The sequence below is a fragment of the Cuspidothrix issatschenkoi CHARLIE-1 genome, assembly GCF_002934005.1.
In the GTDB taxonomy this organism is placed as follows: Bacteria; Cyanobacteriota; Cyanobacteriia; order Cyanobacteriales; family Nostocaceae; genus Cuspidothrix; species Cuspidothrix issatschenkoi.
The window spans coordinates 1-10,605 of record NZ_PGEM01000180.1 but is presented as its reverse complement, the minus strand read 5'-3'; the positions used below and the strand labels follow the sequence as shown (position 1 = coordinate 10,605).

The window sequence follows — 10,605 nt, the reverse complement described above, 5'->3', positions numbered from 1 at the left end:
TACCAAATTAGATGAGCTTACCCTGTGTTAACTAGGGTTTGCTGAATAATTTCCTGAATGAATAGGAATCACAACTCTACGCCCATCATTATGCTTGTAAATGGAGTGACTCCCCTTTTGACGGTCAAAATAAAAACCTAATTTTTCAACAACTTTAATAAAGTCTTTAGCTTTGACGCTCGGAAAAATACTCATACTAAAACACCTAATGGCTTAACAATATAATCTTCTTTAGGGATAGGTTGATGATCAGCCATTAGACTTTCAAGATACAATTCTATAGCTTCTGTTATATTGGCGATCGCTTCTTCAAAAGTATCTCCTTGGGAATGACAACCTTTAAGCAGAGGACAAAAAGCGTGATAACCTCCGTCTTCTTCCCGTTCGAGAATGACAGTGTAATTGTAAACTTTTTTGTCGTTGTTATTTATATACCGTAAGTTTCTCCCCAAAATCTATTTTATTATAAATCTTAAATGCTCAATAGCGCGATAGTGAAGCGCGATCTAATAATCGTTCCTGTTTTCATCCTGGACATCCTGATTCTGACGAGTTTCTCCTGCCCACACCATAAAAGTGCTATATTTACATAGAACCCAGGCATAGTAAAGATTTTCTGCTGATTCTGTCCAAAGACAAAAACACTCGATTAAGATAAAAATGTCTTAAGTTAAGGGTAAAAATCAATGGATGTTAAGCTAGTATTAGTGGGTTTAACTGTTATATTTACGATTTCGTGCCTATTCTTTGGTACGAAAAATGGCTTTTATGATTCCGACAACTATCATGGTAATGGTTCTGCACATTAAAAAGAGTTACATTGTTTGTTTCCAACTTTTAGAACTTTGCTGAGGAATATTGCTAAAAGCCAAGTTTCTCAGCTATTAGTTTAAGGGTAGAAACATGAGGGATAATTTATCAACTGATTTTGGTGTTGATGTTGGGGAAACAGGTCATGAGTTAGAATGTTTGCCCTATAGTGTTCAACATCAAGACGAAGGAGTGTGTCTGCTGATCAGGATGGGGCCACACCGTATCCTGTTAGATTTTGGTTTAACAAATATTTTACCTCTAGTAGAGGAAGTGACTCAATCAGCGACTTTAGCAGATTTGGTTTTAGTTAGTCATGCTCATCCAGATCATGCTAGAGGACTGTTAGAATTAAATGAGGCTTTTCCTTTTTTACCTATATATGCTAGTGAGGTAACGACAAAGTTATTACCACTAAATTGGCCAGAGGCACAATTGCAAGGTATTCCTAAATTTTGTCAGGCGTTACCATTGCGATCGCCCATAGAAATAAAAGAAAATTTAATCGTAGAATTGTTTCCCGCAGGTCATTTACCCGGCGCTGTGGCCATTCTCCTCACTTACCACACCCCCAACCGCGATTATAAGTTACTATACACTGGTGATTTTTTCCTCTCTAACTCCCGTTTAGTGGAAGGGTTACGACTCGATGAACTCCGAGGTTTAAATTTAGACGTACTATTAATTGAAGGTAGTTATGGTACATCCCGTCATCCCCATCGCCGTAACCAAGAAAATCAACTAGCAGAAAGGATTCATCGCGCTATTAGTCCCACTGGTATAGAACCAACTTCTTCAGTAATTTTACCAACACCAGCTTTAGGTTTAGGTCAAGAATTACTCATGTTGTTACGTTCCCATCACCACTTTACAGGTAGAGATTTAGACATTTGGGTGGATGGTGCTGTAGCCACTGGTTGTGATGCTTATTTAGAACTTTTGCCCCATCTCCCCGCGTCAGTCCAGAATTTTGCCCGTCATCAACCTTTATTTTGGGATGAACGAGTCAAACCCCGTGTAAGAAGATTAAAACCAGAAAATTTGGCAACTTTAGGCACATCTCCTTGTATTATTCTCACGGATACAACCTCAGATTTAAGTAAGTATTGTCAAGCTAATACAGGTAATTGGCTGATTCTTTTACCGGAAAAAATTGATATTCCAGTGAATCAAGAATATTTAGCACCCACGAAAGTGGAAAGTTATCTTTTAGCACAACATAGTGATGGACCAGGAACAACCCAGCTAATTCATAATTTACGCCCCCAGCACGTAATTTTTGTTCATGGTTCTCCTAGTTACTTGGCGGACTTAACTAGCTTAGAAGAGTTACAAAACCGTTATCATGTTCATTCACCAGCCGCCGGAACTTTAGTAGAATTACCGATAGGAGAAACATTTTTACAACCTGCTGCCCCAGAAACGAGCTATGAAGGTGAGTTGGCAGAATTAGGTACTGTTATTACTATTACCCTCCCTGATGCGGTGACAGCAGATCCCCGGTGGCGACAATTTGCTGATACAGGTTTAATTGCAGCCCGTTGGCAAGGTGAAGAATTAGTATTACGGGGGTTATCTCCACGAGAACTATTAAATCAAAATCACCTGCGTCCTAGTGCTGGGGATGTTGAGTGTTGTGGTAGTTGCCGACATCAAAGGGGACAACGGTGTTGGAATCCCGCTGCCCCCTTATATAATTTCAAAGTTACCCTTGATGGATACTGTCCCGCTTTTGAACGCCTGACATGAATTTAATTAAGGCGTGTCTAGTCTGGATTTAGGTCAGTATAAGGATTGTGAATTCGCTCCGCTTCGGGACAATCATCAGTTGTAAGCGGTTCTGAGTAACCGCGTGGCACTGAAGCTAATTTTTGAGTAACAGATCCGATGCTTTCGAGACGAACCATTTCCTCCCAAGAACAAACTTCATCTTCTTCGTCTGTTTCATAGCGTAAAGTCACTAAATCGCCCTCGATATCAATAATGCGGGCCCGCTCTATCCAGCGTTGCTGATCCCGCAAAAAAACACATACCTCCCGCCCGTCGCAACACAGTTGATAAATTTTGCGGTGTAGCATGTAGTGCTTCTGCCTTTTTATACAACGTAGTTAAACCTGTCAAATTTGGGGTTTATACCTGGAATATCAGCCTCTTAGAGGTGAAGTTCGCGGTGGAAACCCAGTAAGTTTAGTGACTCAATTTTAGCACTGATTTTTAGTCATTAGTGTCAGGTGAAATTTTTGGTCTTAAACTTTAGTTTACCGCATTAATTGAACTGCTATACAATTTGTTAATTTCTACAGGGATTTTTCTTTGACTGGAGCTTTTACAGGCAAAAATCACTATCCCAGTGGAGGAATATATAACAGGAATTACATCACATACTCTCTGTCTTAGCAGATCATACTCAGTAGATAACGTGATAAAACACAATACTTCACAGATGATAACATTATTTCTGATCTCTTGTTTCTCCTCACTTGGAAAGGTGACAGGAATTAGGTAGGGTGACTTTCAGAGATTTAAACCCGATTTTTTGATGATTTTTTAGCGAACTGCTGGCAGCAGTGCTTTGCTATCGCTATTTATCTAGATTTCATCCGCAAAATTTGAAACGACCAAATATCGTTCATACGCACAATGGTTAATTTGTACAGTCCGTAAGTCTTATCCACATAAATTGAAGTTAAGTTAAGAACTGACGAAAATCCTCATCTTGTTGACTTAATTGTACCCAGTCTAGGTTCAGGGCTTGGAATTTTTGGACTAAGCGATCGCAAGCTGGACGTTCTGTAGCATAGTGTCCGGCATCAATTAATACAATACCACGATCACGACTTTCCTGGAATTGATGAAATTTACAATCAGCAGTCAGATAAGCTTGGGCATTAGTTTTGACTACGGCGGAAATAAAACCTGCACCAGAACCTCCTAAAACAGCTAAACGGGAAATTTGCTGTTGTAAATCAGCCATTGGTGAAAAAATTAACTGAGGTGGATTTAGTTGAGATTGAATATTATTCAGTAGCTTTTCTAATGTTAAACTGGGGTTAATTATGCCCACGCGCCCATAACCTAAACCAGCTTGGGTAGGAACAATGGGTGATACTTCTTGAAGTTGGAGAATTTGGGCTAAAACATCAGCAGTTCCCTCTTCCACTTGATCAAAGTTAGTATGAGCGCTGTAAATACCAATATTATGGGCAAAAGCTAACCGCACCATTTCTGTTAAGGCTTCACCAGTGTGGAAAGATTTGGGAGGGTTAAAAATGAGGGGATGATGGGCAAAAATCAGGTTAGCATGGAGAGCGATCGCTTCCTGCATGACAGCTAAAGTAGGTGTTAAACATACCAATACCCGCGCTTCTGTATACAAAACACCTGGTTCAACTTGCCAACCGCAATTATCCCAACTTTCGCACCAAGCAGGATTTGCCCATTCCTCAAACCAGGTAATTAAATCAGCAACTTTCATTAAATTCAAATAAATTAATAGTAGATTAAACGTACTTAATTATAATCCCATTGGGGAAGATAACCTAAAAAACTGCTTTTTGATCCAGAAAGATACACTGACCAAACTCATTAAGACTGGAACTTCTACTAAAGGTCCAATTACAGCAGCAAAAGCCACACCAGATTTAATTCCAAATACAGAAATAGCTACAGCTATCCCTAATTCAAAATTATTACCAGCAGCAGTAAATGCCACACTAGCAGCTTTTGCATAGTCGGCATGAATTTTCCATGCCATGAAAAAACTACTAAAAAACATCAACAAAAAGTAGATAATCAAGGGAATGGCAATGCGAACAACATCCAGAGGAATCTGCACAATTAAATTACCCTTTAAACTAAACATTACCACGATAGTAAATAATAGAGCAATTAAAGTTATGGGACTTATTTTTGGAATAAACTGATGATGATACCACTGCTTACCTTTAGCTTTTACTAAAATACAGCGAGTCGTAAATCCAGCTAAGAAAGGAATGCCTAAATAGATAAAAACGCTGTTGGCAATTTCTCCAATACTGATATTTATAATACTTCCTTGTAAGCCAAATAAAGGCGGTAAAATAGAAAGAAAAAACCAGGCATAAAGGCTGTAAAATAAAACTTGAAAAATACTGTTAAAAGCAACAAGTGCGGCCGTATATTCAGGATCTCCTTTAGCTAAATCACTCCAGACAATTACCATAGCAATACAAGGGGATAATCCAATTAGAATTAAACCAGTCATATATTCAGGTTGATCGCGTAGGAAAAGAATAGCAAGTATAAACATCACTATTGGGGCAATTATCCAAGTTAGGGATAATGATAGTCCGAGAATTTTCCTATTACTAAATACATCACCTAACTCTTCATATTTTACCTTCGTCAATGGGGGGTACATCATTAAAATTAAACCAATGGCTATCGGGATGTTAGTTGTTCCCAGTTGGAAATGATTGATAAAAACTTCTATATTGGGGAAAAAATATCCTAAACCAACTCCAATAACCATTGCTAGGAATATCCACAATGTCAAAAAGCGATCAAGAAAAGAAAGACGTTTGATGGTGTCTTTTTTAATTACATATCCCACTTGATTTACCTGTATAAATTTAATTTAGTTTCATATCTCCGACTTTTTGGAGAATTTGGGGCTCTTATTGTGATGATAAATGCGGATTTATTGTAAATTAACATTTAGGCAAGAGGCAAAAACTGTCACCAAATTGCCCATCACCAAATTTAAAGTCAAATAAATTTTGGAGTCATCCAACTAGGGTAGGATATACCTGTTTCCATAACATATCTTTAGACTGGGAAATATCAGTCTCCATCTCCAGCTTTCCAAGCTATAGCTTTACTAGGTTGAGGATTAGGCAACTTTATGGTAACTAAACCTGCTGCTAATACGAAAAACATTGATGTCCATAGACAACCGACTAAGCCAAATATTTGATAAACCAAACCGGATAAAACTGTACCCACAAGACGACCGCCTGAGTTTGCCATATAGTAAAAACCCACATTTAAGGCAACTTTGTCATCATCAGTAAATGCCAAAACCAGATAGGAATGAACAGCAGAATTAAAGGCAAATACGACACCAAAAACCAGAAGTCCAGCAATAATTACAAGATTAGCAGGTAAACCTAATTGTAGTGCCAGGGCGATCGCACCAGGAACAGCCGTTAATGTAAATGTCCAGAATCGAATAGTTTGAGATTGGGGTGAACGACCAGAACCAAAACGTTGCATTAGTGTCGGTGCTAAAAATTGAATAATCCCATAACCAATCACCCAACAGGCTAAAAATCCCCCCACCTGATAAAAAGACCAGCCTAAAGTTCCCCGTAAAAAAACTGGTAAAGCCACAACAAACCATACATCTCTAGACCCAAATAAAAAGAATCGCGCCGCCGAGAGAATATTTATTTCTGCACTTTTAGAAAACAACTGGCTAAATTTAACCTTTTTCTTAATTTTACCCATGCCTTTGGGCAGTATTAACCCAGAAAACATAATTAAAACCAGTCCCCCAGCCATAATCCACAGGGAATTAATAAAGCCAACCGAACTGAGAAGGGCGCTACCAAGAAAGAAACCTACCCCTTTTAAAGCATTCTTAGAACCTGTTAGCACTGCCACCCATTTAAACAAAGACGATTGAGCATCTTGAGGCACAACCAAGCGAATGGCACTTTTAGAACTCATCTTGGTTAAGTCCTTAGCAATTCCCGAAAAAGCCTGTGCAACCATCACATAGAGGACTGCAAGCCACTGCGCCCACCCTGGATTAAGAAAAGACAGCATCATCAAAGAAAACACCTGTAACCCAATACCAGTGTAAAGAGTCACCTTTAAACCAAACTGTGAACCAATCCAACCGCCGAGAAAGTTTGTAACAATTCCAAATACCTCGTAAAACAGGAATAAAAAGGCAATTTGGATGGGTGTATAACCAATTTTATTAAAATAGAGTAACACCAACATTCGCAAAGCCCCATCGGTTAAAGTGAAGCCCCAATATGCCAGTGTCACGAGAATATAATTCTTGAAATTAGAATTAGAAGCAGTAGTAGAAGCCATGATTAAAAATTCAAAATTGTCAATATAGTAGGAGTTAGGAGTTAGGAGTTAGGAGTTAGGGAAATGGGGTAAATTAAATACCCCACAACCCTTACATCAAAACCTTATTTTTGCAAACTTAAAGCCACCTTGCGTGCTAATTCCACCATACGGTTGGCATAACCCCATTCATTGTCATACCAGGCCAAAATTTTCACTTGGGTTTCATCAACAACCATTGTCGAAAGGGCATCAATAATTGAAGAACGAGGATCATCTTTATAATCAATAGATACTAAAGGACGTTCTTCATAACCCAAAATTCCCTTTAATGGTTTTTGCTCCGATGCTGCTTTTAATAAACCATTAATTTCTGCAATGTTTGTTGGTCTGACTACTTCAAATACACAATCTGTCAGAGAAGCATTTAACAAAGGAACACGGACAGCTAAACCATTTAATTTACCATTCAATTCTGGATAAATTAACCCAATAGCTGTAGCTGAACCGGTGCTAGTGGGAATTAATGACATACTTGTAGCCCTAGCCCGGCGCAAATCTTTATGAGGTGCATCTACAATAGTTTGCGTATTAGTATTATCGTGAATTGTGGTAATTATTCCATGTTTAATTCCTAACCCTTCATGAATTACCTTTACTACTGGGGCTAAACAATTGGTAGTACAAGAAGCTGCTGTTAATAAATGATGTTTTTCAGGTTCATAAAGATGATCGTTTACCCCCATGACAATATTTAAAGCCTCTTCCTTTACAGGTGCGGCAACAATTACTTTCTGCACGCCTCTTTTAAAATATGGATCAAGGGTAGCAGGTGTTCTAAACTTACCAGAACACTCCAAAACCACATCAACACCAAAGTCTTCCCAAGGAACTTCACCAGGTTGGGAATGTTCGGTAAAACTGAGAGATTTACCATCAATAACAACTTGGTTTTCTACAGATTCTACTTCCGGTTGCCAACGCCCATGTACAGAATCAAATTTGAGCAAATGTGCTGCTGCATCCGTTCCACCTTTGGTTTCATTAATATGTACAAATTCTAGTTCTGTCCAACCCCAAGCAGCACGAAGAGCTAACCTTCCTATGCGACCAAATCCATTTATTCCTACTTTAATTGCCATAATTTTTATTAATTCCTAAAATTCTTTTTGTTTACGTAACAATTCCCCAAGTGTGAGTTTAAACTCAGACTTACCACCAAATACTGTTCCCACTTTGCCTTTATGTAAATGAACGTAATCAAGTTTGTAAGCTTCCTCTGATAAAGGCACATAGCCAACAGAAACTGCTGTTTTTGCAGCGTTTTTAATGTAGAAGTCTGCAAACTTATAAACTACAGTTTTATTTTTACTAGACCAAAGATTGACATATATAAATAGAGGTCGAGAAAGTGGTTGATATTTAGCTTTTTCTACGGTTTCTGGTGATGGTAGAACAGCACCTTTACCACTATTAACTGCTAAGACTTTTAACTTATCTTTGTTTTCTTCATAGTAAGCATAACCAAAGTAACCCAAGGCATCAGGGTCTTTATTAATACCTGCAACTAAAACCTCATCATCTTCGCTGGTTGTGTAATCTTTGCGGCTGGCTTTAGCTTTACCGACAATTGCTTCAGTAAAATAATCAAATGTCCCAGACTTATCACCAGCACCGTATAATTTAATTGGGCGATCTGGCCAAGAACTACGGACTTGATTCCATTTTGTAATTTTTCCTTCAGCCCCAGGTTCCCAGATTTTTTTTAGTTCGGCTACTGTGATGTCTTTTGCCCAATTGTTTTGGGGATTAACAGCGATAGTTAAAGCATCAAAAGCAATGGGTAGTTCCATATAGCTGATGTTATTCTTTTTACAAGCTGCCATTTCTGACTGGTTAATAGGACGAGAAGCATTACTGATGTCTATTTCTCCAGCACAGAATTTTTCAAACCCACCGCTAGTACCCGAAATACTTACTTGTACTTGACTCTTATTTTCAGGGTTGGCTTGATATGCTTTGACTACAGCCTGGGTAATGGGATATACGGTACTAGAACCATCTACTTTTATCAGTGCGGCAGTAGTAGAGTTAGTAACTTTTACAGCTTCAGTTGGCTGCTGAATATTGTCGCTAGAATTAGATGTAGTTGTGCAACTGGTTGTTAAAGCTAACATTCCCAGGGTTAGGAATAATTTTTTTGCTGTTTTTTTCACTGATTTTACCTGTATAATTAGTGATCAGACTGCTTTCTCTACGTATCTATCATTTCAAAAAAAATTGATATGTCAATACCTACTCTACCATCAGATATAAAAATTAATCAAAAAAAATTGATGTATTCTCCAGAAGCAGGTTGAGGGAAAATCAGCGATGATTATTAGTCATGATCAATAGTCATTAGTCAATTAGTCCAAGATTGAGTTAAAATGAGGGGTCGCAAACTGAGTAAGTAAAACCCGGATATTCCCCGGAGGTGTAATTGACCAAGTTCATTTTAAAAATTCTCTGGTTAGACGAGAACGTCGCCCTCGCAGTTGATCAGGTTGTTGGTAAAGGTTCTAGTCCCTTAACCAAATACTTTTTCTGGCCTAGAAATGATGCGTGGGAAGAGTTAAAAAAAGAGTTAGAATCCAAACACTGGATTACAGATGTTGATCGTGTGGAGTTGCTAAATAAAGCCACAGAAGTGATTAACTACTGGCAAGAGGAAGGTAGAAACCGTCCCATGGCAGAAGCGCAGTTGAAATTTCCAGAAGTTGCCTTCACTGGTAGCGCCTGATTATTTTAAGTTGGTAATGGGTAATTGGTGATTGGCTTCCACCGTGAGCGTCAGTCAAACGGTACTGGGTAATTAAGTAAAATTATCACCAATCACCATTCCCCTGTCACTGATGCCACAATTTGATGGTCTTGTCTTTGCTATCACTGGCAACTAATAACCCATCACTACTGATAGCAACGCTAGATATTGATTCTGTATAACTTTTAAGACTGACAACTTTTTTATTTGTCTTGATTTGCCAAATTTTGATGGTTTTATCCCAACTGCCACTAATCAGCGTTTCTCCATCGGTACTAAAGGCTACAGCCACTACTGACCAAGAATGATCTGAAAGTGTGCTAATTAATTCACCAGTGTTAACATCCCATAATTTGATTGTATTATTACCGCTACCAGTTGCTAACAAATTTTGATTTGTGGGACTAAAAGCAGCGGTCAAAACTGCCCAAGTAGGGTTTGCAGAATAAAAGTAAAACCTGGATAAATCAAGAGTTTAAGGGTAAGAAAAAAGGAACAAAGTGGAAGGAAAAGGGGTAAAGTAGGTAAAAACCCTTGCATGAAGGTGCATCAAAATGTATCGCAAACAAAAACAACAAGACACACTACCGGAAGAGTTTGAACTACCCTTTGGGGGGAAACTGGCAGCAGATAACCGTTGGGTAATCCTGGCGAAAATAATACCTTGGACAGAATTTGAAGCAGAATACGCAGCAATATTTACAGCAAGTATAGGCGCGCCAGCAGACATTAGTTATCCTACAGATTTAGAATTATTAAATCAGTCCAGAAAGCACACAGAAACAATTATAGATATATTATATAACTCTGTAAAAGTAAAAAATAGCAACAAACCCAGAACCTACAGAAAAATAGCCGTATCCAGATAGTTGAAACTGCTCCCAGTTAAGAGTTAAGAGTTCCCTCTCCTCACAGACAACTTTTTCAGC

At 38.4% G+C, this 10,605-nt stretch carries 11 protein-coding genes and 2 pseudogenes; 4 read left to right on the top strand and 9 right to left on the bottom strand.

Annotation, left to right across the window (positions count from 1 at the left end; genetic code table 11):
• Positions 1-27: 27 nt before the first annotated feature.
• A complete protein-coding gene (locus CUN59_RS19370) occupies positions 28-195 on the bottom strand; it encodes a type II toxin-antitoxin system HicA family toxin (RefSeq protein WP_243406998.1) in 168 nt (55 codons plus the stop codon).
• Positions 192-431 (bottom strand): type II toxin-antitoxin system HicB family antitoxin, encoded by a 240-nt coding sequence (locus CUN59_RS19365; RefSeq protein WP_104389373.1) that lies wholly within the window; start codon positions 429-431, stop codon positions 192-194. Before CUN59_RS19365 ends, CUN59_RS19370 begins: the two co-directional genes overlap by 4 nt.
• A gap of 255 nt (positions 432-686) precedes the next feature.
• On the opposite strand from CUN59_RS19365, the gene CUN59_RS22390 reads away from it, so the two are divergent.
• Together CUN59_RS22390 and CUN59_RS19360 are read left to right on the top strand one after the other, a co-directional pair.
• A complete protein-coding gene (locus tag CUN59_RS22390; protein WP_279327322.1) occupies positions 687-809 on the top strand; it encodes a DUF8629 family protein in 123 nt (40 codons plus the stop codon).
• A gap of 94 nt (positions 810-903) precedes the next feature.
• The gene (locus CUN59_RS19360) at positions 904-2,559 is read left to right on the top strand and encodes an MBL fold metallo-hydrolase (RefSeq protein WP_104389371.1); all 1,656 of its coding nucleotides are present in this window, start codon (positions 904-906) and stop codon (positions 2,557-2,559) included.
• A 17-nt stretch (positions 2,560-2,576) separates the two neighbouring features.
• On the opposite strand, the gene CUN59_RS19355 is transcribed toward CUN59_RS19360, so the two are convergent.
• From CUN59_RS19355 to CUN59_RS19330, 6 genes are all read right to left on the bottom strand, one after another.
• Positions 2,577-2,888 (bottom strand): DUF6679 family protein, encoded by a 312-nt coding sequence (locus tag CUN59_RS19355; RefSeq protein WP_104389370.1) that lies wholly within the window; start codon positions 2,886-2,888, stop codon positions 2,577-2,579.
• 608 nt (positions 2,889-3,496) lie between these two features.
• A complete protein-coding gene (locus CUN59_RS19350; protein ID WP_104389369.1) occupies positions 3,497-4,285 on the bottom strand; it encodes a Nif3-like dinuclear metal center hexameric protein in 789 nt (262 codons plus the stop codon).
• A gap of 39 nt (positions 4,286-4,324) precedes the next feature.
• On the bottom strand, positions 4,325-5,401 hold the full coding sequence (gene arsB / locus CUN59_RS19345; protein WP_279327321.1) for an ACR3 family arsenite efflux transporter: 1,077 nt from the start codon (positions 5,399-5,401) through the stop codon (positions 4,325-4,327).
• Positions 5,402-5,631: 230 nt separating this feature from the next.
• Complete coding sequence (arsJ, locus tag CUN59_RS19340) at positions 5,632-6,894, bottom strand: organoarsenical effux MFS transporter ArsJ (protein WP_104389368.1); 1,263 nt, start codon at positions 6,892-6,894, stop codon at positions 5,632-5,634.
• Between the two features lie 104 nt (positions 6,895-6,998).
• Complete coding sequence (locus CUN59_RS19335; RefSeq protein ID WP_104389367.1) at positions 6,999-8,015, bottom strand: ArsJ-associated glyceraldehyde-3-phosphate dehydrogenase; 1,017 nt, start codon at positions 8,013-8,015, stop codon at positions 6,999-7,001.
• Positions 8,016-8,030: 15 nt separating this feature from the next.
• Positions 8,031-9,089, bottom strand: a complete 1,059-nt coding sequence (locus CUN59_RS19330; RefSeq protein ID WP_104389366.1) for a PstS family phosphate ABC transporter substrate-binding protein — start codon at positions 9,087-9,089, stop codon at positions 8,031-8,033.
• Between the two features lie 266 nt (positions 9,090-9,355).
• Here CUN59_RS19330 and CUN59_RS19325 point away from each other — a divergent pair, with 266 nt between their 5' ends.
• A complete protein-coding gene (locus CUN59_RS19325; RefSeq protein WP_104389365.1) occupies positions 9,356-9,655 on the top strand; it encodes a 30S ribosomal protein PSRP-3 in 300 nt (99 codons plus the stop codon).
• Positions 9,656-9,727: 72 nt separating this feature from the next.
• Here CUN59_RS19325 and CUN59_RS19320 read toward each other — a convergent pair.
• Positions 9,728-10,109, bottom strand: a pseudogene (locus tag CUN59_RS19320) (WD40 repeat domain-containing protein); the annotation flags it as partial.
• 121 nt (positions 10,110-10,230) lie between these two features.
• On the opposite strand from CUN59_RS19320, the pseudogene CUN59_RS19315 reads away from it, so the two are divergent.
• Positions 10,231-10,533: pseudogene (locus CUN59_RS19315) on the top strand (hypothetical protein); the annotation flags it as partial.
• Positions 10,534-10,605: the final 72 nt, after the last annotated feature.

Bases quoted from the DNA above. Each gene is read 5' to 3' on its own strand.
- CUN59_RS19370 (WP_243406998.1), bottom strand. From the start codon at position 195: ATGAGTATTTTTCCGAGCGTCAAAGCTAAAGACTTTATTAAAGTTGTT.
- arsJ (WP_104389368.1), bottom strand. From the start codon at position 6,894: ATGGCTTCTACTACTGCTTCTAATTCTAATTTCAAGAATTATATTCTC.
- CUN59_RS19360 (WP_104389371.1), top strand. From the start codon at position 904: ATGAGGGATAATTTATCAACTGATTTTGGTGTTGATGTTGGGGAAACA.
- CUN59_RS22390 (WP_279327322.1), top strand. From the start codon at position 687: ATGGATGTTAAGCTAGTATTAGTGGGTTTAACTGTTATATTTACGATT.
- CUN59_RS19350 (WP_104389369.1), bottom strand. From the start codon at position 4,285: ATGAAAGTTGCTGATTTAATTACCTGGTTTGAGGAATGGGCAAATCCT.
- CUN59_RS19335 (WP_104389367.1), bottom strand. From the start codon at position 8,015: ATGGCAATTAAAGTAGGAATAAATGGATTTGGTCGCATAGGAAGGTTA.
- CUN59_RS19355 (WP_104389370.1), bottom strand. From the start codon at position 2,888: ATGCTACACCGCAAAATTTATCAACTGTGTTGCGACGGGCGGGAGGTA.